The following is a 24,283-nucleotide window of genomic DNA, read 5'->3' on the forward strand; positions in this document are numbered from 1 at the left end:
CGCGAACGGCGTCAGGCGTCAGGCATGCGATGCAGCAGCTTGTCGAGCGTGATCGGGTATTCCCGGACCCGTATCCCGGTCGCGTTGTAGACGGCGTTGGCCAGCGCCGCGGCGACGCCGCATAACCCCAGCTCACCGATCCCCTTGGCTTTCATCGGCGACGACATCGGATCCGTTTCGTCCAGGAAGATCGTATCCTGGTGCGGGATGTCGGCATGAACCGGAACCTCGTAGCCGGCGAGATCGTGATTGACGAAGAAACCGGAGCGCTTGTCCACCGCCAGCTCTTCCATGAGCGCCGCGCCGACGCCCATCGTCATGGCACCGATCACCTGGCTACGCGCGGTCGTCGGGTTGAGGATACGGCCTGCGGCGCAAACGGCAAGCATCCGGCGGACACGAATCTCGGCCGTCGCCACGTCGACGCCGAGCTCGACGAAATGCGCGCCGAACGTCGATTGCTGATGGGTCTTGGCAAGGTCGCCGTACTCGATCGAATCCTCTGCCGCGAGTTCGCCGTCCGACGCCGCCTGCCCAAGCGGAACGCTTCGGTTGCCCGCAGTGACCTGCCCATCCGTGAAGGCAATTTCAGCGGAGTTGAAGCCGAGCTTCTGCGCCACGGCCTCGCGCAGCTTGACGCAAGCAGCATAGACACCCGAGGTCGAATTGTTCGCGCCGAACTGGCCGCCGGAGCCTGCGGATACCGGGAAGCTGGAGTCGCCGAGACGCACGACGACCTTTTCCAAAGGCACCCCCATCATCTCCGCCGCGGTCTGGGCGATGATGGTATAGCTGCCGGTTCCGATATCGGTCATGTCGGTCTCGACGGTCACAGTCCCGCCTCTGTCGAGACGAACGCGCGCCCCCGACTTCATCAGAAGATTGTTGCGGAAGGCTGCAGCCACGCCCATTCCGATAAGCCAACGACCGTCGCGCTGCTTGCCGGGCTCGGCATTCCGCTTGTTCCAGCCGAAGCGCTCCGCGCCGATCCGCATGCATTCGACGAGTTGCCGCTGAGAGAACGGACGATTCGGATGCTCGGGATCGACCTGGGTGTCGTTGCGCGCACGAAATTCGATGGGGTCGAGACCCAGCCGCTCTGCCATCTCGTCCATGGCGATCTCCAACGCCATCATGCCCGGCGCCTCGCCGGGCGCGCGCATGGCGTTGCCCTCGGGCAGATCGAGCATGGCGAGACGCAGCGCCGTCATCCGGTTCTCGCCGGCATAGAGCAAACGCGTCTGTTGGACCGCCGTCTCCGGCCTGCCCTCCGGCAAATTGCCCGACCAGCTCTCGTGTCCGATCGCCGTGATCTTGCCGTCCCTGCCAGCACCGATACGAATGCGCTGGATCGTCGCCGGACGATGCGTCGTGTTGTTGAACATCAGAGGCCGCTGCATGGCGACCTTGACCGGACGGTTGGCGGCGCGGGCGCCTAGCGCTGCGAGGACGGCATCGGCGCGAAGGAATAGTTTGCCGCCGAAGCCGCCGCCGATGAAGGGCGAAATCAGGCGAACGTTTTCCTTGGGCAGGCCTAGCGTCTTCGCAACGTCCCCGGTGGTCCAGGCAATCATCTGGTTGGAGGTCCAGAGCGTGAGCTTGTCCCCTTCCCACGCCGCCATCGACGCGTGCGGCTCCATCATCGCATGGGCCTGATCCGGCGTAGTGTAGGTCGCATCGAGCTGTACCGGCGAAGACGCGAAGGCACCGGGAAAATCACCGACGGTCGTGTCCGGCTGATCGTCACCGCGTCCGGGAGGCTTGGCGGCCCCGTCCCGTCCGGCGGAAAGGTCGAACGAACCCTTCGCTGCGGCGTAATCGACCTTGACGAGCTGGGCTGCGGCGCGGGCTTGCTCGAATGTTTCGGCGACGACGACCGCGACCGCCTGATGATAATGGTCAATGTCGGGCCCGCCGAGCAGCTTTGCCGTGTTGTAATTGCCTTTACCGAGCTTGCCGGCATTCTCCGCCGTGACGATCGCGATGATGCCGGGCGCGGACCTGGCACGAGACAGATCCATCGAAGCAATCCGGCCCTTGGCGATGGCCGCCCCAACAATGTAGCCGTAGGCGGGGCTGGCGGGACGATCGTGCCACTCATAGGCATAGGTCGCCCGTCCCGTGGTCTTCAGCGGGCCGTCGATCCGGCTGGTCGCATGACCGATGACCTTGAGCTGATCGATCGGGTTGGTGGTCGCAGGCGTGTCGAACTTCATGGCTCAACCTTTCGCTTCGGTCAGGACCGCGCCCAGGGTTCGCTCCACCAGCGAAAGCTTGAATGCATTTTCTTTCGTCGGGCTGGCTCCTTCGAGCAGATGCGCGGCAACGGCTTTCGCACCGTGCGGCATCTCGGCTTCGGCCGCTTCGACCCGCCACGGCTTGTGAGCGATGCCTCCGACGGCAACGCGTCCCGTCCCGTCGCGCTGGACGATCGCTCCGACCGAGACCAATGCGAACGCGTAGGAGGCGCGGTCGCGGACCTTCCGGTAGATATGCGTTCCGCCAACGGGCTTGGGCAGCGTTACGGACGTGATCAGTTCACCTGAGGTCAGCGTCGTCTCGATGTGCGGGGTATCGCCCGGCAGACGGTGGAGATCCGCGATCGGAATGTCCCGGATCGAGCCGTCCGGGCGCGCGGTCTGAACAGTCGCATCGAGCGCACGCATGGCAATCGCCATGTCGCTCGGATGCGTCGCGATGCAGGCATCGCTCGCACCGATCACCGCATGCTGGCGGGTCACGCCGCCGATGGCGGCACAGCCGCTGCCGGGGTTACGTTTGTTGCAGGGCTGATTGGTGTCGTAGAAGTATGGGCAACGTGTCCGTTGCAGCAGGTTGCCGGCAGTGGTCGCCTTGTTGCGCAATTGTCCGGACGCGCCGGCAAGCAACGCACGTGACAGCAGGCCATAGTCACGCCGGATCCGCGCATCGGCCGCGAGCGCCGTGTTGCGCACCAGCGCGCCGATGCGAAGTCCGCCGTCGGACGTCGGTTCGATCTTGTCGAATCCCAGGCCGTTGACGTCGATCAGATGAGACGGCGTCTCGATTTCGAGCTTCATCAAATCGAGCAGATTGGTGCCGCCGGCAATGAATTTTGCATTGCTGTTGCTGACGACCGCGGATGCCGCCGCCGCGGGTGAACTCACCTTCTCGTAGGTAAAGGACTTCATGCGCGCCTCCCGGCAACTTCGGTGATTGCCTCGGCGATGTTGGAATAGGCGCCGCAGCGGCAGATGTTGCCGCTCATGCGCTCGCGCAATTCGGTGTTGGTCAGCTGCGGAGCGGCATTGAGATCGCCCGTGACGTGACTTGGAATTCCGGCCTTGATCTCGTCGAGCACCGCCACGGCCGAGCAAATCTGACCCGGCGTGCAATAGCCGCACTGAAAGCCATCGTGCTTGACGAAGGCGGCCTGCATCGGATGCATATGCTCCGGCGTACCGAGCCCCTCGATGGTCGTGACGGTCTCGCCCTCATGCATGACTGCAAGTGTCAGGCACGAATTGATCCGCTGCCCGCCGACGATCACGGTGCAGGCGCCGCATTGACCGTGGTCACAGCCCTTCTTGGTGCCGGTGAGATGGAGATGCTCGCGCAGAGCGTCGAGGAGCGTCGTGCGGGTGTCCAGCTTCAGCGCGCGGACCTCGCCGTTGACGCTGAAGGACACCGTTGCCATCGCCGGCGTTCCTTCCGCGGCGGCCGGAAGCGTGGTGGCGGAATTTTGAGCTCTGGCCGCGCGCGAAGCAGCTCCGATCGCTACCGACGAGGCGGTTCCAATCAAGAGGTTCCGCCGCGACATTTCGAATGCGCTGGGTTTTCGCATGGTTGGGCATATCCCTCGCTGCAGCAGCGCCCATCGGCGCACTGGATAGAAGTCGTCCAACCGAAGTTAGTTTCTAGACACGAGCGGGATTAGCCAGTCACGCGCGCATGAGCCTATGAGCGTCCTTCATGAATGAGGGCTCTGCGGCCTGTCGAAGCCCCGAGGTCGCGGATCCGTGACGTCACGTCGATTTGCGCGGCACGTCGTCAGTTCAGTAACGCAACACCCTCGAGCCCACCGCAGCACCGATCGCCGTCACCAATGCGGTTGCGATCGTATACCAGGTCGCCACGAACAGCGGCGAGTCATCGGTGCAATGCGAGGCGTAGAGCGTCGCCGCCAATCCGGCGGACAACAGACCGGCCAGCGCGCCGGCCAGTGCCGGGCGCGACGGGGCACCATGGCGCAGGCCGAACAGTGCACCCGCAAGAAGCGGCAGCGACATTGCGGGGATCGCCGACAGGCACCACCGCGAGTTCTTGCCGACAAGCCGCATCGTCATCGGCATGGCCGGCGCCATCATCGCCTCGCTGCCGATCGCGACGGCAAGCAGGCCGACGGGCAGCAGCAGCAGCCAGCCCCAGCCGCGCATCAGGGCTTCGGGCCGCGACAGATGCAGGCTGACGATGATTGCGGGGATCGCGAGCGACAGCGTGACCGCGAACTTCGTATCGAAGAACGGGTTGTGCATGGCCGTCATCACGTCGGGCCGCACGCCGAGGAAGGTAGCGAAGATCAGGATCGAGAACGGGGCCGCCACCAGCAGCGCCATCGTCAACACGGCGCCGACGCGCGGGGCTCGGCGGGCATTGTCGGCCGCGAGCGAACGAATGAGTTGATCGGTATCCATGACTAGTGGTCCCGCAGTTTGGCAGTCAGCGCTGCAAGTCCGCGATGCAGCGCGACCCGCACCGCACCTTCGCTCATCGAAAACTTTGCCGCCGTGTCCTTGATCGAGGCAGCCTCGACCGCGATCGATTGCAACACGTCGCGCTGGCGCTGCGGCAGCGCGCCCAGCTGCGTCGCCACCTCGGCCGGCGAAGCGGTCTCCTCCGGCATCTCGCCCGGCAGCGTCTCGGCGAAATCGTCGATGTCGACGAAGATGCGCCTGCCGCGCCGCCTCAACGTGTCGATCAGCTTGTTGCGGGCGATCGCAAACAGCCACGGCGCGAAGGGGGCTTCGCTGTCCCAGGTGTGCCGCTTCAGATGCACCGCCAACAAAATCTCCTGCACGATATCCTCGGCCTGATCAGGAGGCTGCCCGGCCCGCGCCAAGCCACGCCTCGCGGCAGCGCGCAGCACGGGCGTGACCGCCTTCAACAGGCGATGATACGCCGCATCATCGCCTGCCATGGCCGACCGCATCAGGCCGGTCCACTCGTCCTCACGTCCGCGCACGCGCGCCCTCACCATGCAATTCGGCCGCTCCTTCAGTTTGTTACGCCGGCGCCTGTACGATCACGAATTCGTGATCGATGCCGGAGCCACTGTCTGCGCGGCCGTCAAAAATCTGCGACGGCTCATAACACCGATCGGTCCCGTCCGCACCCGGCGGACGGTCGCGAAGGGGTGGCTTGCCCCGTTTTTGCCAAGTGTAGCCCGAAGATTCCCATTTTCTGCCCCGCTCTCGTCACGCCTCGGCGTCTCTGTTCGATCCGGGATGGGTGGATTGGGGAGATCGTCAACATGATGAAAGCGAGCGGGCGCACCGCCCTGATTCTTCTGGCCGGGCTTTTCCTGCTGTTCGGAGGCGCCGCACAGGCGGCGCCGAGTTCGGCTGCGAGCGGCAAACCGGACAGCGCGGGCAAGCAGGCCGACGCCGTCAGGCCGGACAAGCACCGGCGTCACATGTCTCGCCGCACCGGCAGCAAGACGGCGCAGAAATCCTCCGACGACAAGGCCGGCAAGACCGACGTCGCGGCAAAGGCCGACAAGGCGAAGTCGGACGAGACGAAGGCCGATAACGACATCCCGGCCTCGAGCCAGATGCCGCCCGAAATCGCCAACGCCCATGCGCAGCTCGCCGCCGCCGATACGCCCGCGGCTGCGGCCTCCGCCATGACAGGCCGCGCCACCGACAACGTCCAGGCAGCGGCCGATAATACCGCCACGCCGAATGCCGAGAACCAGGCCACGGCCCCCGATCAGCTCAGTGATCCCGACCCTGCGCCCGCGCAGAAGGCGGTGATCGCCGCAACCGACGCGCAGCCGCGGCCGGCACCTGTCATGGCGAGCAGCCAGCACAGCTCGGCCTGGGACCAGAGCTCCATGATCGGCAAGATCTTCATCGGAATCGGCACGCTGCTGACGCTGGCCTCCGCCGCACGCATGTTCATGGCCTAGCTTTTGGCCTGAAGGGCCTCGTCCGGGACGCGCCAGCCGCGCGTTCCGGCCCCCTTGAAGCCATCCGCGCCAGCAGGCACATTGCCCGCCCAATCAAAAGCGTGGGTGGAGCATGAGCACGTTCGAACACATCATCGTCGAAAGCATCGGTGCGGTCGGCATTATCAAGCTGAACCGGCCGAAGCTGCTCAACGCGCTTTCCTTCGGCGTCTTCCGCGAGATTGCCGCCGCCGTCGACGATCTCGAGGGCGATGACGCCATCGGCTGCATCGTCGTGACCGGCAGCGAGAAGGCCTTTGCCGCCGGCGCCGACATCAAGGAGATGCAGCCGAAGGGCTTCATCGACATGTTCTCCGAGGACTTTGCCGCGATCGGCGGCGATCGCGTCGCACGCTGCCGCAAGCCGACCATCGCGGCGGTTTCGGGCTACGCCCTCGGCGGCGGCTGCGAGCTCGCCATGATGTGCGACTTCATCATCGCAGCCGACACCGCAAAATTCGGCCAGCCTGAAATCACGCTCGGCACCATTCCCGGGATCGGCGGCACCCAGCGCCTGACGCGCGCGATTGGCAAGGCCAAGGCGATGGACCTCTGCCTGACCGGCCGCATGATGGATGCCGCGGAAGCCGAGCGCTCAGGCCTCGTCAGCCGCATTGTGCCCGCTGACAAGCTCATGGATGAAGTCATGGCCGCAGCGGAGAAGATCGCTTCGATGTCGCAGCCCGCCGCGGCGATGGCCAAGGAAGCGGTCAACCGCGCCTTCGAGACCACGCTCGCCGAGGGCATGAGCGTCGAGCGCAATCTGTTCCACGCGACCTTCGCGCTGGAAGACCGCTCCGAGGGCATGGCGGCGTTCATCGAGAAGCGCAAGCCGGTGAACAAGAACCGGTAATCCCGGCGAGCGGTAAGGCTGGTGTAAGGCTCTGACGCCTTCTCGCAAAATCCCTGTGACGTACCTGCAACAAGCACGGAATACATGGGGGTTTCCCCCGCGGCAGTTTGCCTGCGGGACCCCGGCTGGTTAAACAGTTAAGAGGCCACCGTCGGCGGGGGCGGACAGCCGGGGTTTTGCGGGATTACATGATTGGGCGTGCCGCCAGAGCTGGTCGCGAGATGACGCGGCGTCGATCGGGCGTGGGTCCTGTGCTTGCGACATGGACCACGCTGGCGCTCTGCTGCGCCCTGCCCTCCGCCGCATCGGCCGAAGCCCTGCCGGAGGCATTGGCAAAAGCCTACCAGACCAATCCGCAGCTCAATGCCGAGCGTGCGCGCCAGCGCGCCACCGACGAGAACGTGCCGCAGGCGCTGGCCGGCTACCGGCCGCAGATCGTGGCGAGCCTCAGCGCCGGCCTGCAATCGGTGCGCAACCTTTTGCCCGACAACACCATCCAGACCGCCAATCTGAAGCCGTGGATCATCGGCGTCACCGTGACGCAGACCCTGTTCAACGGCTTCCGCACCGCCAACAATGTGCGCGCCGCCGAACTCCAGGTGCAGTCAGGCCGCGAGGCGCTGCGCAATGTCGGCCAGGGCGTGCTGCTCGACGCCGTCACCGCCTACACCAACGTGCTGGCGAACCAGTCACTGGTCGAGGCGCAGCGCTCCAACGTTGCGTTCCTGCGCGAGACGCTGTCCGTCACCCAGCGCCGCCTCAACGCCGGCGACGTCACGCCGACCGACAGTGCCCAGGCCGAGGCGCGCCTCAGCCGCGGCCTTTCCGATCTCAATGCCGCGGAAGTCGCGCTTGCGATCAGCCAGGCGACCTATGCGCAGGTGGTCGGCAATCCGCCATCGCAGCTCCGTCCCGCCGAAGTGGTCGACCGCTATCTGCCGAAGAGCCGCGAGGATGCACTGACCATGGCGATCCGTCAGCACCCGGCGGTGATGGCGGCCGGCTTCGACGTCGACGTCGCCTCCACCAACATTCGCGTTGCCGAAGGCGCGCTGCTGCCGAGCGCCAACCTCCAGGGCAGCGCCAGCAAAAGCCGCAACAACGATCCGACGCTCGGCACCTTCGCCGAGGACCAGGCCTCGATCGTCGCCAATGTCACCGTGCCGATCTATGACGGCGGCCAGGCGGCGGCGCAGACCCGGCAGGCCAAGGAAATCACGGCGCAGAGCCGACTCGTGCTCGACCAGGTGCGCAATCAGGCACGTACGGCGGCGGTGAGCGCCTGGGTCGCCAATGAAGGCGCCAAGATCGCGGTCTCGGCCTCGGAGTCCGAGGTGAAGGCGGCGACCGTCGCGCTCCAGGGCGTGCAGCGCGAGGCCGCCGGCGGACAGCGCACAACGGTGGACGTGCTGAACTCGCAAGCCGACCTGATCCAGGCCAAGGCCCGCCTGATCGGCGCGCTGCGCGACCGCGTGATCGCCTCCTACACCCTGCTCAGCGCCGTCGGCCATCTCGACGTCAAGACCTTGAGCCTGAACACGCCGGACTATTTGCCCGAAGTGCACTACCAGCAGGTCCGCGACGCCTGGCACGGCCTGCGCACGCCGTCCGGGCAATAGTCGTTTCAAATCTATTGGCCTGGTACCGATGAAAAGCTGCCGCATCCATCTGATGGGAGCTTCGGGCTCCGGCGCGACGACGCTTGGTCGCGCGCTCGCGGGTAAGCTCGCGCTGCCGCATCACGACACCGACGATTATTTCTGGCTGCCGACTGCGCCGCCCTACCAGACGACACGCCCCGCCACCGAGCGCCTGCGCCTGATGCGCGAGATGTTTCTGCCGCGTCTGGATTGGGTGCTGAGCGGAACCGTCACCGGTTGGGGCGACGAACTCATCCCGCTCTTCGATCTCGTTGTCTTCGTGACCACGCCGCGCGAGCTTCGCATGCGGCGACTGCGTGCCCGCGAGGCTTCGCATTTTGGTGCCGATGCCGTCGCACAGGGCGGCTGGCGTCATGACGAAACGGAGTCGTTCGTCGCATGGGCTTCGCACTACGAAGCCGGCGACCGCGAAGGCCGCAGTCTCGCAAAAGACGAGGCGTGGCTCGCGGGCTTGCCCTGCCCGGTGGTGCGCGTCGACGGCTCACGCCCGCTTGCGGAGCTTGTCGAGCAGCTATGCAGCGAAGCGGAGCGGCTGCCGGGCTGATGTGATACCGTCGCGGCACCACTGCCAACAATAAAAACAGGGGGAGAAACCATGCTCGACCGACGCAGCGTCCTGCTCGCCTCTCTTGCCGCCGGAGTAGCCATGACCAGCAAAGCCCACGCCCGCGCGTCGCAGCCTGCGACGCCGGTGAATTTCGACGTCCCGGCGCATGCCTGCGACTGCCACACCCACATTCATGGCGATCTCGAAAAGTTTCCGTTCTTCGCGGGACGCGTCTACACGCCGGAGCCCGCGAGCCCCGAAGAAATGGCCGCGCTACACAAGGCGCTGCATATCGAGCGCGTGGTGATTGTGACGCCGAGCGTCTACGGCACCGACAATTCCTCGACGCTGTTCGGCATGAAGGCGCGCGGCGCGAATGCGCGCGGGGTTGCGGTGATCGACGACAAGACGACCGAAGCCCAGCTCGATACGATGCAGCAGGAAGGTTTTCGCGGCATCCGCATCAACCTTGCGACCGGCGGCATCAGCGATCCCAATGTCGGCCGGGCCCGCTTCACCGCGGCCGTCGAGCGCATGAAAGCGCGCGGCTGGCACGTGCAGCTCTACACGACGCTGCCGATGATCTCCGCGATCAAGGAGTTGGTGCTGGCTGCGCCCGTACCCGCCGTGTTCGATCATTTCGGTGGCCTCGACGCTTCGCTCGGCGCGGAACAGCCGGGATTTTCCGATCTTGTCGCCCTCGTCAAATCCGGCAAGGCCTATGTGAAGATCTCCGGCGCCTATCGCTCGTCGAAGCTCGCGCCTGACTATCAGGACATGGTGCCCTATGCGCGCGCGCTGATCGCGGCCAATCCGGACCGCATCGTCTGGGGCACCGATTGGCCGCATCCGGATTCTGCGCAGATGCCAGGACGCAAGGCCACCGACATCGCACCGTTCTATCCGATCGACGACGGTCGCCTGCTCAACCAGCTTCCGGTGTGGGCACCTGATACGGATGTGCGCAAGAAGATCCTGGTCGACAATCCCGCGCAACTCTACGGGTTCTGAGTCGCGACACGCGCAAATAGGTTCAACGAAGCGACGCAGTTCCATGTTCGAATCGTGGAACTGTTGTCGCAAGATCACAACGACGTCGGACTCACACGAACGTGTTCGCGTTTCCTTTTGCTTTTCACCCTTTCGGTTGAGGCACGGACTCTCGCATCCCGGTACGCACACGTGCAGATTTCATATGTTCGTGCGGGTGCATGCCTTTATCGCATTATCTTGCCGCGCTTTTCTCCGGCATCGGAATTGGTTTCACCGTCGCCGCTCCCATCGGGCCCATGGGCATGCTGTGCATTCAGCGCACATTGGCATCCGGCATGGCCACAGGCCTTGCAACCGGCTTCGGTGCGGCGACTGTGCATCTCACCTACAGCGCCCTTGCGGTGTTGGGACTTGGCTCGCTCGCACAGCCATGGGTCGAGGCGAATGCGGCGGTCTTCGGAATTGTCTCGGCCTTTACACTGCTGTGGTTCGCAATCCGCACGCATCGGTGTTCCATCGTGCTCCAGGACGCCGGCGAGATCGACAGAGTGCGGCTGGCGCGCGCCTATCTCAGCGCCATCGCGCTCGGGCTGACAAATCCGCTGACGGTCATCCTGTTTCTGGCCGCGCTGCATGCGTTTTCCACGCAGGCCGCAACAACACCGCTCGTCGCGGGCGTGTTTGTGGGCTCTGCAGTCTGGTGGATGATGCTCAGCACCATCGTCGCAACCGCGCGATCACGGCTAACACCACGGGTGCTGTCGCTCAGCAGCCGGTTCGCGAGCCTGATGCTGCTCGGGCTCGGCACCACCATGCTGGTGCGGATCGCGCAGCGGGCGCTGGGTTAGCGCGCGCGGCGGGAGAAGAAGGAGATCAGGACCGGCAAGGTCACGAGGATCACGATCGGCGCCAGCATCATGCCGGTGACGACGACGACCGCGAGCGGCTTCTGCACCTGCGAGCCGATGCCCTCCGACAGCGCAGCGGGCAGCAGGCCGACGCCGGCGACGACGCAGGTCATCAGCACGGGCCGGAGCTGAAGCTCGCCCGTACGGATCACCGCGCTCATGCGGTCCATGCCTTCCTCGATCAGCTGGTTGAACTGCGACAGGATGATGATGCCGTCCATCACCGCGATGCCGAACAGCGCGATGAAGCCGATCGCCGCGGAGACGCTAAAGGCGGTGCCGGTGATCAACAACCCGAGCACGCCGCCGAAGATCGCCATCGGGATCACGCTCATCGCGAGCAGCGTGTCGGTCATCGAGCCGAAATTGAACCAGAGCAGCACGCCGATCAGCGCCAGCGAGATCGGCACCACGATTGACAGCCGCCGGATCGCATCCTGGAGATTGCCGAACTCGCCGACCCATTCCATGTGCGCGCCGGGCGGCAATTGCACCTGATCGGCGATCTTCTGCTGGGCCTCGCGGATCGCGCTGCCGAGATCGCGCTCGCGCACCGAGAACTTGATCGGCAGGTAGCGTTCCTGCTGCTCGCGATAGATATAGGCCGCGCCCGAGACGAGGCTGATGCTGGCGACTTCGCTCAACGGAATCTGCGTGACGATACCGTTGGGCCCGGGCGCGCCGATACGCAAATTCTGAATCACCTCCGCGCTCCGCCGGAATTCCGGCGCCAGCCGAACGATGATCGGGAAATGGCGATCGGAGCCGGGCTCGTAGATATCGCCGGCGGTGTCGCCGCCGATCGCGACCTTGATGGTGGCGTTGATGTCACCCGGCGCAAGGCCATAGCGCGCGGCCTTGGCCCGGTCGATGTCGATCTGGATGGTCGGCTGCCCGAGCGAAGTGAACACCGCAAGGTCGGTGACGCCCTGCACGGTGGCCAGCACCTGCTTCATCTTGTTGGCGGTGTCGGTCAGGGCCTGGAGATCGCTGCCGAACAGCTTGATCGAATTCTCGCCCTTCACACCGGACACGGCTTCGGAGACGTTGTCCTGGAGATATTGCGAGAAGTTGAATTCGACGCCAGGGAAACGGTCGTCGAGCTGCTTGAGCAGTTGCGCGGTCAGCTCTTCCTTGTCGTGGGTGCCGGGCCATTGGCTGGCGGGCTTCAGCGGTGCGAAGAACTCGGCGTTGAAGAAGCCAGCCGCATCGGTGCCGTCATCGGGACGGCCGTGCTGCGACACCACGGATTCGACCTCGGGCCGGGCGCGGATCACCTTGCGCATCTCGTTGACGTAGCTGTTGCCTTCCTGGAGCGAGATGGTCGGCGGCAGCGTGGCGCGGATCCAGAGATTGCCCTCTTCCAGCTTGGGCAGGAATTCGAGGCCGAGCAGCCGACTGAGTGCAACCGTCATCAGCACGAGACCGACGGCGCCCCCAAGCATGATGCCGCGATTGGCGACCGCCCAGTTCAGCAACGGCATGTAGAGCCGATGCAGGATCCGCATCACCCTGGTCTCGGTCTCATGGACATGCGCAGGCAGGATGATCGCTGATAGCGCCGGGGTAACGGTGAATGTCGCAAGCAGGCCGCCGGCCAGCGCATAGGCATAGGTGCGCGCCATCGGTCCGAAGATATTGCCCTCGACACCTGATAGCGTGAACAGCGGCAGGAAGGCTGCGATGATGATGGCAGCGGCGAAGAAGATCGAACGCGACACGTCGGCCGCGGCGCTCAGGATGGCGTGGCTCTTCATGCCGAACAGCGTCTCGGGCGACATATGGTCGGCTTCCGAGACTGGCGTCGTCTGCGTCAGGCGCCGGAAGATCGCCTCCACCATGATGACGGTGGCATCGACGATCAGACCGAAATCGATCGCGCCGACCGACAGCAGGTTCGCCGATTCCCCGCGCAGCACCAGGATGATCACGGCGAAGAACAGCGCGAACGGAATGGTGGCGCCGACGATCAGCGCGCTGCGCAAGTCACCCAGGAATATCCACTGCAACAGCACGATCAGAAAAATGCCGACCACCATGTTGTGCAGCACGGTGTGAGTGGTGAGCTCGATCAGGTCGCCGCGGTCATAGATGCGCTCGATGCGCACACCGGGCGGCAGGATGCTGGAGTCGTTGATGGTTTGAACGAGCTGATGGACGCGCTTGATGGTCGGCGAGCTCTGCTCGCCGCGGCGCATCAGCACGATGCCCTGCACGATGTCGTCGGAATCGTCGATGCCGGCAATGCCGAGGCGGGGCTTCTGCCCGACGGTGACGGTGGCGACGTCCTTGACCAGCACCGGATTGCCGTTGGTCTGGGCAATCATGGTGTTGGCGAGGTCGTCGATCGAGCGGATCAAGCCGACGCCGCGCACCACGGCCGATTGCTGGCCGATATTGACGGTGTTGCCGCCGACATTGACGTTGGAATTGCTGACGGCCTGGAGCACTTGCGGCAGCGTCAGGCCGTTGGCGACCAGCTTGTTGTTGTCGACCTGGAGCTCGTAGGTCCTGCTCTTGCCGCCCCAGCCGGTGACGTCGATGACGCCAGGTACGGCACGGAAACGACGCTGGAGGACCCAGTCCTGGATGGTCTTGAGGTCGAGCACGCTGTAGTTCGGCGGGCCGACCAGACGGTAGCGGAAGATCTCACCGATCGGGCTGAGCGGCGATATCTGCGGCTGCACGTTGCCGGGCAGCGGCGCGAGTTGCGCCAGGCGGTTCAAGACCTGCTGCAGCGCCTCGTCATAGGTGTAGGCGAAGGAGAACTGGAGTTTGACGTCGGACAGGCCATAGAGCGAGATGGTGCGGATGGTCGTCAGGTTCTTCAGACCCGCGACCTGGGTCTCGATCGGGATCGTGATGTAGCGCTCGATCTCTTCCGCCGACAGGCCCGGGCTCTGCGTCACGATGTCGACCATCGGCGGGGTCGGATCCGGATAGGCCTCGATGTTGAGCTGGTTGAACGCAATCAGGCCGCCGATCATTACGGCGACGAACATCCCGACCATCAGGAAGCGCCGGTTGACGGCAAGGGCGACGAGGCGATCCATTCAGGTCTTCAGTCCGGCTTTTCAGTTTCTTGGGTCGTCGATCAGCTACCGGACGCCGCGCGGTCGATGAACAGGCTGCCCTTGACGACAATCTGCTCGCCGGGTTTCAGGTTGCTCGTGACTTCGACGAGGTTGCCGTTGATGAGGCCGATCTTGATCTCGCGCAGCTCGACCGACTTGTCCTCGCGCGCGACCCAGAGCCGGACCTTGTCGGCTTCATAGATCAAGGCCTGCTTCGGCACCGCCGGCGCGGCGCGGTCGCCGGCCGAATAGATCGTGACGTTGGCGAACATTTCCGGCTTCAGCAGGCCGTCCTTGTTGTCGATGGTGGCGCGCACCAGCAGGCGACGGGTGCTCGGATCGATCGCGGCGGCAACGTAGTTGATCTTCGCGGTCAGCGGGCGGCCCGGCAGCGCCATCACGTTGACGCTGATGTCCTGCCCGATGCACACGGCGGCCGCGTCGCTCTCGCGCACGAAGGCGGTGAGCCAGACTGTCGAGAGATCACCGACCACGAAGACCGGATCGCTGGCGCCGGAATTGACGTATTGGCCGGGGCCGATCTTGCGCTGCACGACCGTCCCCGCGATCGGCGAGTAGATCGTGATCTCCCGATCGATGACGCCCTTGTCCTGGAAGACCTTGATGGTCTCGTCGGTGAAGCCGAGAATGCGCAGCTTGTTGCGCGCGGCCTCCAGCGCCGTCCCCGACGAGCGCATGTCGTTCTGCGCCTGGACCTGGGTCGCCTCCGCCTGCTGATAGTCCTTCAGCGGAATGGCGTGGCCTTCATAGAGGTCCTTGGCGCGCTTGAACTGGATGTCGGCAAGGTCGATCGCCGACTTCGCCTTGTTCTGCGAGGTCATTGCCGCGATGAAATCGTTCTGGGCCTGCACGGTGTCCGCGGCCTCGATCGTGAACAGCGGTTGACCTTGCTTGAGCATCTCGCCCGGCTTGGCGAGCAGCTTGGTGACCCGGCCCGCATAGGGCGAGAACACCGGCGTCGAACGGTCTTCGTCGACCGCGACCTTGCCCTCGGTGACATATTCGGCCCGGAAGGTCTTGGCCTTGACCGGCTCGATCGTCAGCGTCGCCCATTCGGACGGCGTCGGCGTGAAATTCTGCGCATTCCTGCGCGACTGGCTGGAGATCTCGGAGTGGCTCTTGTCCTTGGTCCCCGCATAGAGGAAGCCATAGGCGCCGGCGCCGGCGAGTGCCAGTAAAACTACGGATGTGATCACCCGTTGTTTTGTAAGCACCTGCAATCGCTTGGTATTTTCAACTACCATGGGGCCTGGTCATATCTGCGACGATCTCGGCAAACGACTGCCTCATCGGTCGCGCTAATAGTGCTGAATTGGGATTTCAAACAACCTAAAAAACGCCGGGCGTCTTTCGATCTGAGTTAAAATTCTGCAACGCGTCAGCTTCACGTCAGCTTTGCTGCGGCCATTGCGGCGGATGACTGCCGAGCGGCATCGCCGGACGGATCCATCGCGCCGGCGTCTTCGACAGCAGCGCCGAATGATGCACCGCCTTCAACGTGCCGAAGCCAGATGGCACGCTCTCGATGAACGCAGAATGTACGGCTTCGCCCGTAAGATCCGGGGTATTCAGCCCGCCGTCGAGCCGGCCGAGATTCCACAGCCAGCGCCCGGTCTGGGCCAGCGACACGCGCACGTGCCAGCTGCCGCCTTCGCTGGCCTGGCGGAGCTTGGCCATCATCGCGCCGAACGCCATCAGATAGCCGGTGGCGTGATCGAGCATCTGCGCCGGCAATTCCTTGGGACCGTCGATGCCGGCGGCCTGCCCCTCCGCATGGTTGAAGCCGGTCGTGGTCTGCACCAGCGAATCGAAACCGCGCCTCTCGGCCCACGGGCCGGCATGGCCATAGGCCGACAACGTGACATAGACGATGCCGGGATTGATCTTCGCGGCCTCCTCGGGCGAAAAACCGAGGGCGGCAAGCGCACGCGGGCGATAGCCTTGCGAGAAGACGTCGGCTTCTTTCAGGAGCTCACGCATTTGCGCCCTGCCCGCCTCGCTCTTCAGCGCGATGAACGTCGTGAGCTTGCCGCGGCCGGTGTCGATGGTGAGCCAGGGAATCGCTGGCAGCTCCGGCCCTGAGATCAGCAAAACATCCGCGCCATGCGCCGCGAGCGTGCGGCCCGCAACGGGCCCTGCGATGACGCGGGAGAGGTCGAGCACGCGGAGGCCCGCGAGCGGACGATCGCCTTCAGGCCACGGCTTTGGTGGGGCATCACCGATCTTCTCGATCGAGATCAGCGGCAGTTCGGCAAGCGCGCGCGCCTGAGGCAGCGCCGACCATTCGTCGTAGCTCCGCATCAGGGCAACGACACCGCCGGCGGCATAAGCCGCAGTCTCAAAATCCTCGCCCTTCCATTGCATCAACGCGGCCTGCACTTTCTCGCGCTCGGGCTCGCAAGCCAGCACCTTGCAGACGGCGTCACGATGATGCAGGAAATTGGTGTGGCAGCGGACGAAGCGGTTGTCGCCGGTCCTGTAGACGCCGGCGATGGCGTCCCAGGCGGGAGGCGGCGGCTTGTCGTCGAGGCGCAAATAACGCTCGGAGCGGCATTCGGCGACGGCATGGCGCATGTCGACGGTGACGTCCTGCGCCTCACCGCTGCGCAGCCGCCAGATCTCGGCGGCGGCGAGGCCAGCCGCGGCAATCGCCGTCTGTCCAGCGACGGCGACGCGAAACGAGGACGGGATCTGGGGCTCCTCCCCGGTCAGCCGCACGCGGTCGAGCGCAGCCTTATCGCCGCCGGCGGAGGTCCAGATATCCCTGAGAATGTTGGCGGGGCTTTGCATGTCCGCTTCTCTCCCTTTAGTTTGCAGCCATCGCATTAGCACATAAAGGAATGCAATGGCCGCCATCGATCCCCTCACCGCAGGAGCCGTGTTCATCGCAACGGCGGCCACCGACGCAGTCTATGTGATGTTCACCTCCGCCGTGATCGCGCGAAAACGCGTGCCGGCCGCGAACTGGAGCGCGGTCTGGTACATGCTCTCCTCCTACGCGGTGATCAGCTACACCGAGAACGCGTTCTATGTCGCGTTCGCGGCGATCGGCTCCTGGGCCGGCGCCTACGCCTCGCTGACTTTCCTGCACCGCCCGCCCGGTGGCCCGCCTGTGGGCGCTGCGCCGGAGTGAGGCGGCCCCGCCTTTTCTCCACGTCGTCATTGCGAGGAGCTCTTGCGACGACGCAATCCCGACTATCTCCGCGGATGCATCTCTGGATTGCTTCGCTGCGCTCGCAATGACGAATTGGAGAGTTCAGCATATTTCCCGAAGCAGCTACACTCCCTGCACCAACAAAAAGGAAAACCAAACAATGGATCTCGGTCTCAAAGGCAAGAACGCCATCGTGCTCGGCGGCACGCGCGGCATCGGGCGGGCGATTGCGGCGACGCTGGCCGGTGAAGGCGCCAATGTTGCGGTGTGCGCGCGCAATGCGGATCAGGTTGCGGCCACGGTGGCCGAGCTGAAGGCGAACGGCATCAGCGCGACCGGCGGTCCGGTTGACGTCACCGACGGCGCGGCGCTGAGAGCGTGGGTCGAGGGCGCCGCAAAAGAGCTCGGCGGCATCGACATGCTGTTCTCCAATGCCGGCGCGATGGCGCAGGGCGGCGATCCCGCGTCCTGGGAGCAGAATTTCCGGCTCGACGTGCTCGGCGCCGTGCATGCGTTCGACGCGGCACGGCCGTTCCTCGAGGCCAGCGGCGAGACAAGCGGCGACGCCGCCTTCGTCATCATCTCCTCGATCGCCGCGGCTCAGGCCGATTTCGCGAGCTCCTACGGCCCGATCAAGGCGGCGCTGATCCACATGGCCAAGGGCCTGGCACGGCAATACGCAAAGAAGAAGATCCGCGTGAATGTCGTGTCGCCCGGCACGGTCTATTTCAAGGGCGGCGTCTGGAACATGATCGAACAGAACATGCCCGAGCGTTACAACGACGCGATGAAGCGCAACCCGACGGGCCGGATGGCAACGCCACAGGAGATCGCGAGCGCGGCGGTGTTTTTGGCGAGCCCGGTGTCGGGGTTCACCACGGGATCGAATCTCGTGGTTGACGGCGCGATCTCGAACCGGGTGAATTTTTAGCAGGCACGCGCGTCCCTGCCAGTTCCGTCATCCTGAGGTGCGAGCCATGCGGCGCAACGCGACGCATGGGAAGCCTCGAAGGATGCTCGGCCCTACTGCTACAGCCGGGCCGTCGCCCTTCGAGGGCCGCTGAAGGAGCGGCCACCTCAGGGTGACGGTGAAAGAGTTGTCGGCGGGGATCGCCTCAATGAAAATCCCGCGACGGCGGCAGGATGCGGACGTTGCGGGGGTGACGGATTTTTTGCGCGGGCATATCCGCGAGGGCGCGGGGGTCTTCGTTGAGGGGCTCGATCACCGTGGCGCCTGCCGGCACCGGGTGCTTGCGGCTCAGCGCATCGTTGGCGAGGCCGACCAGATCGTGCGAGCGATCGATCATGCGCTGGGCGATGAGATGCGTCACCTTTTCGGGGCTGCTCTGGATATAGCCCTGAACCTCGATGAGGCGCGCGCCCATCACCTCTTTCCGGTATTGCTCCATGATTTTTGGCCACACCACGACATTGGCGATGCCGGTTTCGTCCTCCAGCGTCATGAACACGACCCCGCTGGCGCTGCCCGGCCGCTGCCGCACCAGCACCACGCCGGCACAGCGAACGCGGCGTCGCTCGTTGTCGTGGCTGATCTCCTTGCAGGCGACGACACGCTCGCGCGAAAACATCTCGCGCAAGAATTCCATCGGATGGCCCTTCAGCGATAGCCGGATAGTCTGGTAATCCGCGACCACCTGCTCGGCGCGCGGCATCACCGGCAGCGGCTTTGCGTGCTCGTCCGGCTGCTCGCGCGCCGTCGCCGCTTCGAACAGCGGCAATGCGACGTCGTCGGGCAGCCGCCGCACCTGCCACAGCGCCTCGCGGCGATCGAGCCCGAGCGAGCGGAACGCGTCGGCGTCGGCGAGCAGAATCAGCGCGCGCTTGGGCAGGCCGGTGTCGCGGGCAAAATCTTCGAGCGAGGTGAAGGAACGGCGATTGCGCGCGTCGATGATAAGATCGGCCCAGTCTTTCTGACTGACATATTCCTTGCCTTGTCGCTTCACCTGCTCCTTCTTGAGGAACTCCTCATCGGGATCAAGCCAGTGAAAACCGTCGATCTGACGGAAGCCAAGACGGACGGCGCAATATCTTCCATCGGCATTCTCCAGCGTGTTCTGCGCAAAACTGTAGGACACGTCGATCTCGCGCACCTCGACGCCGTTCTTGCGGGCATCGCTGACGATTTGCGCCGGCGCGTAAAAACCCATCGGCTGCGAGTTCAGCAGACCGCAACAGAAGGCGTCGGGGTGATAGTGCTTCAACCATGAAGAGATGTAGACGAGCTGCGCGAAGCTCGCGGCGTGGCTCTCCGGGAAGCCGTAAGAGCCAAAGCCCTTGATCTGCTCAAAACAGTTTTTGGCGAATTCCGGCGCATAGCCACGCGTGATCATGTTGCCGATCATCTTGTCTTCGAACTTGCCGATGGTGCCGACATTGCGGAACGTCGCCATCGAGCGCCGCAGGCCGTTGGCCTCCTCGGACGTGAACTTGGCCGCCTCAATCGCGATGCGCATCGCCTGCTCCTGGAACAGCGGGACACCGAGCGTCTTGTGCAGCACTTTATAGAGCTCGTCCGGCTCTCCATGATCTGGCGACGGCGCCGGATAGTTTACTTTCTCGATCCCGTTCCGTCGCCGCAAATAGGGATGCACCATGTCGCCCTGGATCGGCCCCGGCCGCACGATCGCAACCTCGATGACGAGATCATAAAAAGTCCGCGGCTTCAGGCGCGGCAGCATGTTCATTTGCGCGCGGCTCTCGACCTGGAATACGCCGAGGGACTCTCCATCACACAGCATGTCGTAAACCTTGGGATCGTCCTGTGGGACGCTAGCCAGAACCCAGCGCTCGCCCTTGTGTGCATCGATCAGATCGAAACATTTCCTGATGCAGGTCAGCATGCCCAGCGCGAGCACGTCGACCTTCATCATGTTGAGCGCATCGACATCGTCCTTGTCCCATTCGATGAAGGTGCGGTCGTCCATCGCGGCGTTGCCGATCGGCACATAGGTATCGAGCCGGTCCTGCGTCAGCACGTAGCCGCCGACATGCTGGGAGAGATGACGCGGAAATTCGATCAGCTCGGTCGCAAGCTCGACCGCAAGGTTGATCATGGGATTTTGCGGATCGAGCCCGGCCTGCCTGACCTGCATGTCGTTGAGGCCCTTGCCCCAGCTGCCCCAGACGGTGTCGGCGAGCGCGGCGGTGACGTCCTCGGTCAGTCCCAGCGCCTTGCCGACGTCGCGGATGGCGCTGCGCGGGCGGTAATGGATGATCGTGGCGATGATCGCGGCGCGGTGCCGGCCATAGCGGCGATAGACATATTGCATCACCTCCTCGCGCCGCGAGTGCTCGAAATCGACGTCGATGTCCGGCGGCTCCAGCCGCTCCTTGGAGATGAAGCGCTCGAACAACAGATCGACCTTGGTCGGGTCGACCGAGGTGATGCCGAGTACGTAGCACACGGCTGAATTCGCCGCCGAACCGCGGCCCTGGCACAGAATGTTCTGGCTGCGCGCGTAATGCACGATGTCGTGCACGGTGAGGAAGTAATGCGCGTATTTCAGCTCGGCGATCAGCGCGAGTTCTTTTTTCAGGGTGGCGCGCAGCTTGTCGTCGATGTCGCCGCCGAAATATTTTTGTACGCCCGCCCGGGTCAGATCCTCCAGATGCCCTTGCGCGGTCTTGCCCGGCGGCACCGGCTCGTCTGGATATTGATAACTGAGCTGACTGAGCGAAAACTCGATCTTGTCCGCAAAGCGCATGGTCTCCGCGATCGCCTCGGGGAAATCGCGGAACAGCCGCGACATTTCTTGCGGGGTCTTCAGAAAACGCTCGGCATTGGCCTCAAGCTTCCGTCCGACCGCCTCGATCGTGGTCTTTTCCCGGATGCAGGTGAGCACGTCCTGAAGCGGACGGCGACCGGGATCGTGATAGAGCACCTCATTGGTCGCAAGCAGTGGCACGTTTGCTTTGGCGGCGAGATCGTCGAGCCCTGCCAGGCGGCGCCGATCATCGCCGCGATAGATCAGGCTCGCCGCCAGCCACACGCCCTCGGCGCGGCTCGCTCTCAGCTTTGCAAGAACATCCAGCGCCTGCGCGGGCTCGAAGCGATGCGGCAGCGTCAAGACCAGGAGCTGGCCCTCCGAGAACTCCACGAGATCAGCGAAGGCGAGATGGCACTCGCCTTTTTCGATCCGCGTGATCTCGTCGCCGCGCTTGCCCCGGGTGAGAAGCTGGCACAGCCGGCCATAGGCGGCGCGGTCGCGCGGGTAGACAAAAATGTCGGGCGTGCCATCGATGAAGACGATGCGCGTACCGATCAGCAGCTTTGGCTTGTGCAGTACCTCTTTATTGTCGAGCTCCTTCCAGGCGCGCACCACGCCGGCAAGCGTGTTGTGGTCGGCAATGCCGATCACGGGGATACCGAGCTTGCTCGCCTGATGCACATAGGCACGCGGATCCGAGCCGCCGCGCAGGAAGGAGAAGTTTGTAGTGATGCCGATCTCGGCATAAGCAGGCGTAGTCATGCGAAGAGACCGTGCACATACCAGCCGGGAGACGCAGGCTTACCGTCGCCGTCGAACACCTCGCCCTCGTAAAGACCGTCGCGAAAGATCCAGAAGCGCAGGCCTTCGGCGTCCTCGATCCGGAAATAATCCCGCGTCAGCTGCTTGCCGTCCTGCCGCCACCATTCCATCGCGATGCGCTCGGGCCCTTCCACCCGCACCACCGCATGTTTCGCGCGCCGCCAGGTGAATTGATGCGGCGGGCCGTCCGGCACGGTCGCGAACGGCACCGTGACCGGCTCGGGCTTGTCGAACAGCCGCAACGGGCGCAGCGGCGGCTCACTCTCGGCGCGCACCGGCCATTCCGCTTGCATGGCGGCGGCGAGATGATGCTGCGCCGGCGCGGCCAGCACCGCGCATTCGGGGATGTGGGTATCCTCAGGCAAATGCACGACGACGCGTTTTCCGCCGATGCGTGCGGCGATGCGATCGATCAGCGCGGCGAGTTCGTCATTGTCGTGGACATGGGCGTCGAGATCACGTTGCTCCTGCACCACGATCTCGGTGCGGCTCGCCGACAAGCGCACCATGTCGAAGCCGAAACCGGGGTCGAGGGGATCGGCCAGCGCATCGAGGCGCTCGCGAAACAGACGGTCAATGACCGCGCTTCGCGTCACCGGACGTCCGGTCTCGACCATGATCGCGCGCACTGCGCCGTCGGTACGGAAAAACGCAGCCTCCAGCCGCCGCGCACCTTTGCCCTGCTTCTCCATCGAGGCAATCAACGTGTCCGCCAGTCGCGACAGCGTCATCGCGATCATGGTGTCGGTCGCGATCGGCTCGGCGAAACGTTGCTCGACGATGTAGTCGGGCAGCGGCTTGCGCGGGTTGATCGGCGCATCGCCCCGCCCCAGCGCATGCGCGAGCAACGTGGAGAACCGTGCACCGAACCGTGCCGTGATCTCGCCCGGCGCGCGCGAGGCGACATCGCCGATGGTCTTCAGGCCGGCACGGCGCAAGCCAGTGGTGATGGCCTCGCCCGCACCGAGTGCTGACACCGGAAACCGGTCGATCGCCGCCGCCTCCCCGCCATCGGCCACGATGGTGCCGGAAGATTGCCGCGTCAGCGTGCGCGCGCAGACCGAGGTGCCGGCGATCGCTGCGCTGACTGCAAACCCTTGCCGGGCAAGCGCACGAACCAGCGTTTGCAACAACGCGGCTTCGCCGCCGAACAGATGCGCGCAGCCGGTGATGTCGAGGAACAGCCCGTGCGGCGCATCGAGCGCCACCAGCGGCGTAAAGCGGTCGCACCAGTCGGCGATGTCGCTGAGCGTCTTCGCATCGGCCACGACATCGGCGTCGAACACCTTTAGATCCGGACACATCGCCCGCGCATTCGCCAAGGGCTGACCGATATGCAGCCCGAGGCGCTCGGCGGCCTCATCCAGCGCATGGATCACCAGCGCATTGCTGTCCTTGATGACGACGATGCTGGGATCACCCAGCGCGCCGAAGAACCGCTGGATCCGGTCGATGGGCAGGCGCGGCAGCCATAGGCTGAGGATACGCCGACGGTTCACTGAACTGGCACTCATCACATCTCCATTCCATGATCCACCGGCCGCACGGGCCATGACGATTGCGCAACAACTCGGCATCGAAGCGCGGCGCGCCCCAGGCGCTCCACGCGGAGCCCGGCGGCGACTGCGCGGCGCGGAGCATCCACCGCGTTTCCGCAGTCGAGGCCAGCGGCTGCGCCGCCATCCGCAGCAGCAGACCGGTGACGCCGGACGATTGCGCGGCGAGTGTCAGTTTGCGGCTCGCGACGAGATCGAACTGCCTGGTCTCGCCCCAGAGCTCGAGCACGACGGCGCCCAGCGCATCGCAGGCAAGCGCGTCGGCCGCGGTGCGCAGCGCGCTCTCGACATCGGCGGCGCGCACCATCACCACGCGGCGGGGATCGAGGCCGAGCTCGGCGAGCCCGCTCATCGACAGCGCGCCGGTCTCGCGTTCCGAAAAATCCTGCCGCACCCACAGCAGCGGTTTGCGCGCGGTCACCCGGCCCGCAAGCCCACTGACAAAACCCGTCGCGGCCGTCCCCTGCCGCCCCTCGCAAAACACCTCGTGGATTGCCGCGCGCGCGAGCCCGCCCTTCAGCACGGCGTCGGCTTCGCCATGGCCGAGCGCGACGCGATCGTGCTGATGCACGACCTCCGCCGTCTCGATGCGCTCGATCTGGCCGCGCAAGGTCGCAAGCGCGCTGATGCGTGCGCTCATGCTCGCCGCTCCTTCAGGGGTGATTGCCGAGGCTCTCAAAAATAAGAACCTGCGGCTGGCTCATTTGTTCATGATATGTTCTAATATAAAGCTAACGGGGCGGCTTGAGTCAATCGAATTG

19 protein-coding genes are annotated in these 24,283 nt (G+C 64.6%); 8 read left to right on the forward strand and 11 right to left on the reverse strand.

Annotation, left to right across the window (positions count from 1 at the left end):
- Positions 1 to 11: 11 nt before the first annotated feature.
- The 5 genes from paoC to BMW89_RS07355 all read right to left on the reverse strand — a co-directional run bounded on the left by paoC (position 12) and on the right by BMW89_RS07355 (position 5,221).
- Positions 12 to 2,216: an aldehyde oxidoreductase molybdenum-binding subunit PaoC gene (gene paoC, locus BMW89_RS07335; RefSeq protein ID WP_092024160.1), complete on the reverse strand. Its 2,205-nt coding sequence runs from the start codon at positions 2,214 to 2,216 to the stop codon at positions 12 to 14.
- Between the two features lie 3 nt (positions 2,217 to 2,219).
- Complete coding sequence (locus BMW89_RS07340; RefSeq protein WP_092024162.1) at positions 2,220 to 3,170, reverse strand: FAD binding domain-containing protein; 951 nt, start codon at positions 3,168 to 3,170, stop codon at positions 2,220 to 2,222.
- Entirely contained in the window at positions 3,167 to 3,823 is a 657-nt protein-coding gene (gene paoA, locus BMW89_RS07345; RefSeq protein WP_092024164.1) for an aldehyde dehydrogenase iron-sulfur subunit PaoA, read from the reverse strand. Before paoA ends, BMW89_RS07340 begins: the two co-directional genes overlap by 4 nt.
- Positions 3,824 to 4,034: 211 nt before the next feature.
- Positions 4,035 to 4,673 carry an NrsF family protein gene (locus BMW89_RS07350; RefSeq protein ID WP_092024166.1) on the reverse strand — a complete coding sequence of 213 codons (639 nt, stop codon included), beginning with the start codon at positions 4,671 to 4,673 and terminating at the stop codon, positions 4,035 to 4,037.
- Between the two features lie 2 nt (positions 4,674 to 4,675).
- Complete coding sequence (locus BMW89_RS07355; RefSeq protein ID WP_177195924.1) at positions 4,676 to 5,221, reverse strand: sigma-70 family RNA polymerase sigma factor; 546 nt, start codon at positions 5,219 to 5,221, stop codon at positions 4,676 to 4,678.
- Between the two features lie 288 nt (positions 5,222 to 5,509).
- On the opposite strand from BMW89_RS07355, the gene BMW89_RS07360 reads away from it, so the two are divergent.
- From BMW89_RS07360 to BMW89_RS07385, 6 genes are all read left to right on the forward strand, one after another.
- The gene (locus BMW89_RS07360) at positions 5,510 to 6,166 is read left to right on the forward strand and encodes a hypothetical protein (protein WP_092024170.1); all 657 of its coding nucleotides are present in this window, start codon (positions 5,510 to 5,512) and stop codon (positions 6,164 to 6,166) included.
- A 112-nt stretch (positions 6,167 to 6,278) separates the two neighbouring features.
- The gene (locus BMW89_RS07365; RefSeq protein WP_092024172.1) at positions 6,279 to 7,058 is read left to right on the forward strand and encodes an enoyl-CoA hydratase; all 780 of its coding nucleotides are present in this window, start codon (positions 6,279 to 6,281) and stop codon (positions 7,056 to 7,058) included.
- 188 nt (positions 7,059 to 7,246) lie between these two features.
- The gene (locus tag BMW89_RS07370) at positions 7,247 to 8,677 is read left to right on the forward strand and encodes a TolC family outer membrane protein (RefSeq protein ID WP_092024174.1); all 1,431 of its coding nucleotides are present in this window, start codon (positions 7,247 to 7,249) and stop codon (positions 8,675 to 8,677) included.
- Between the two features lie 28 nt (positions 8,678 to 8,705).
- The gene (locus tag BMW89_RS07375) at positions 8,706 to 9,263 is read left to right on the forward strand and encodes a P-loop NTPase family protein (RefSeq protein ID WP_092024176.1); all 558 of its coding nucleotides are present in this window, start codon (positions 8,706 to 8,708) and stop codon (positions 9,261 to 9,263) included.
- 51 nt (positions 9,264 to 9,314) lie between these two features.
- Positions 9,315 to 10,277, forward strand: coding sequence for an amidohydrolase family protein (locus tag BMW89_RS07380; protein WP_092024178.1), 963 nt, complete (start codon positions 9,315 to 9,317; stop codon positions 10,275 to 10,277).
- A gap of 200 nt (positions 10,278 to 10,477) precedes the next feature.
- On the forward strand, positions 10,478 to 11,107 hold the full coding sequence (locus tag BMW89_RS07385; protein WP_092024180.1) for a LysE family translocator: 630 nt from the start codon (positions 10,478 to 10,480) through the stop codon (positions 11,105 to 11,107).
- Here the strand turns inward: BMW89_RS07385 and BMW89_RS07390 are convergent.
- The 3 genes from BMW89_RS07390 to BMW89_RS07400 all read right to left on the reverse strand — a co-directional run bounded on the left by BMW89_RS07390 (position 11,104) and on the right by BMW89_RS07400 (position 17,052).
- Positions 11,104 to 14,220 (reverse strand): efflux RND transporter permease subunit, encoded by a 3,117-nt coding sequence (locus BMW89_RS07390; RefSeq protein WP_092024182.1) that lies wholly within the window; start codon positions 14,218 to 14,220, stop codon positions 11,104 to 11,106. The two genes, BMW89_RS07385 and BMW89_RS07390, sit on opposite strands and share 4 nt — an antisense overlap.
- Positions 14,221 to 14,261: 41 nt before the next feature.
- Positions 14,262 to 15,506: an efflux RND transporter periplasmic adaptor subunit gene (locus tag BMW89_RS07395; RefSeq protein ID WP_092024183.1), complete on the reverse strand. Its 1,245-nt coding sequence runs from the start codon at positions 15,504 to 15,506 to the stop codon at positions 14,262 to 14,264.
- 145 nt (positions 15,507 to 15,651) lie between these two features.
- On the reverse strand, positions 15,652 to 17,052 hold the full coding sequence (locus BMW89_RS07400) for a CoA transferase (RefSeq protein ID WP_177195891.1): 1,401 nt from the start codon (positions 17,050 to 17,052) through the stop codon (positions 15,652 to 15,654).
- 55 nt (positions 17,053 to 17,107) lie between these two features.
- On the opposite strand from BMW89_RS07400, the gene BMW89_RS07405 reads away from it, so the two are divergent.
- Positions 17,108 to 17,395 (forward strand): hypothetical protein, encoded by a 288-nt coding sequence (locus tag BMW89_RS07405; RefSeq protein ID WP_092024185.1) that lies wholly within the window; start codon positions 17,108 to 17,110, stop codon positions 17,393 to 17,395.
- Between the two features lie 181 nt (positions 17,396 to 17,576).
- Positions 17,577 to 18,347 (forward strand): SDR family NAD(P)-dependent oxidoreductase, encoded by a 771-nt coding sequence (locus BMW89_RS07410; protein ID WP_092024187.1) that lies wholly within the window; start codon positions 17,577 to 17,579, stop codon positions 18,345 to 18,347.
- Positions 18,348 to 18,531: 184 nt separating this feature from the next.
- Here the strand turns inward: BMW89_RS07410 and BMW89_RS07415 are convergent, their stop codons facing one another.
- The 3 genes from BMW89_RS07415 to BMW89_RS07425 are packed head-to-tail and all read right to left on the reverse strand — an operon-like array spanning position 18,532 to position 24,162.
- The gene (locus tag BMW89_RS07415) at positions 18,532 to 21,906 is read right to left on the reverse strand and encodes an error-prone DNA polymerase (protein ID WP_092024189.1); all 3,375 of its coding nucleotides are present in this window, start codon (positions 21,904 to 21,906) and stop codon (positions 18,532 to 18,534) included.
- On the reverse strand, positions 21,903 to 23,480 hold the full coding sequence (locus tag BMW89_RS07420) for a Y-family DNA polymerase (RefSeq protein WP_177195892.1): 1,578 nt from the start codon (positions 23,478 to 23,480) through the stop codon (positions 21,903 to 21,905). The genes BMW89_RS07415 and BMW89_RS07420 overlap by 4 nt, the downstream gene beginning before the upstream one ends.
- On the reverse strand, positions 23,383 to 24,162 hold the full coding sequence (locus BMW89_RS07425; RefSeq protein ID WP_092024191.1) for an ImuA family protein: 780 nt from the start codon (positions 24,160 to 24,162) through the stop codon (positions 23,383 to 23,385). Before BMW89_RS07425 ends, BMW89_RS07420 begins: the two co-directional genes overlap by 98 nt.
- Positions 24,163 to 24,283 lie beyond the last annotated feature (121 nt).

The organism is Bradyrhizobium sp. OK095 (assembly GCF_900109945.1).
Taxonomy (GTDB): Bacteria; Pseudomonadota; Alphaproteobacteria; order Rhizobiales; family Xanthobacteraceae; genus Bradyrhizobium.

Bases quoted from the DNA above. Each gene is read 5' to 3' on its own strand.
- paoC (WP_092024160.1), bottom strand. From the start codon at position 2,216: ATGAAGTTCGACACGCCTGCGACCACCAACCCGATCGATCAGCTCAAG.
- BMW89_RS07340 (WP_092024162.1), bottom strand. From the start codon at position 3,170: ATGAAGTCCTTTACCTACGAGAAGGTGAGTTCACCCGCGGCGGCGGCA.
- paoA (WP_092024164.1), bottom strand. From the start codon at position 3,823: ATGCGAAAACCCAGCGCATTCGAAATGTCGCGGCGGAACCTCTTGATT.
- BMW89_RS07350 (WP_092024166.1), bottom strand. From the start codon at position 4,673: ATGGATACCGATCAACTCATTCGTTCGCTCGCGGCCGACAATGCCCGC.
- BMW89_RS07360 (WP_092024170.1), top strand. From the start codon at position 5,510: ATGATGAAAGCGAGCGGGCGCACCGCCCTGATTCTTCTGGCCGGGCTT.
- BMW89_RS07365 (WP_092024172.1), top strand. From the start codon at position 6,279: ATGAGCACGTTCGAACACATCATCGTCGAAAGCATCGGTGCGGTCGGC.
- BMW89_RS07370 (WP_092024174.1), top strand. From the start codon at position 7,247: ATGATTGGGCGTGCCGCCAGAGCTGGTCGCGAGATGACGCGGCGTCGA.
- BMW89_RS07375 (WP_092024176.1), top strand. From the start codon at position 8,706: ATGAAAAGCTGCCGCATCCATCTGATGGGAGCTTCGGGCTCCGGCGCG.
- BMW89_RS07380 (WP_092024178.1), top strand. From the start codon at position 9,315: ATGCTCGACCGACGCAGCGTCCTGCTCGCCTCTCTTGCCGCCGGAGTA.
- BMW89_RS07385 (WP_092024180.1), top strand. From the start codon at position 10,478: ATGCCTTTATCGCATTATCTTGCCGCGCTTTTCTCCGGCATCGGAATT.
- BMW89_RS07390 (WP_092024182.1), bottom strand. From the start codon at position 14,220: ATGGATCGCCTCGTCGCCCTTGCCGTCAACCGGCGCTTCCTGATGGTC.
- BMW89_RS07395 (WP_092024183.1), bottom strand. From the start codon at position 15,506: ATGGTAGTTGAAAATACCAAGCGATTGCAGGTGCTTACAAAACAACGG.
- BMW89_RS07400 (WP_177195891.1), bottom strand. From the start codon at position 17,052: ATGCAAAGCCCCGCCAACATTCTCAGGGATATCTGGACCTCCGCCGGC.
- BMW89_RS07405 (WP_092024185.1), top strand. From the start codon at position 17,108: ATGGCCGCCATCGATCCCCTCACCGCAGGAGCCGTGTTCATCGCAACG.
- BMW89_RS07410 (WP_092024187.1), top strand. From the start codon at position 17,577: ATGGATCTCGGTCTCAAAGGCAAGAACGCCATCGTGCTCGGCGGCACG.
- BMW89_RS07415 (WP_092024189.1), bottom strand. From the start codon at position 21,906: ATGACTACGCCTGCTTATGCCGAGATCGGCATCACTACAAACTTCTCC.
- BMW89_RS07420 (WP_177195892.1), bottom strand. From the start codon at position 23,480: ATGAGTGCCAGTTCAGTGAACCGTCGGCGTATCCTCAGCCTATGGCTG.
- BMW89_RS07425 (WP_092024191.1), bottom strand. From the start codon at position 24,162: ATGAGCGCACGCATCAGCGCGCTTGCGACCTTGCGCGGCCAGATCGAG.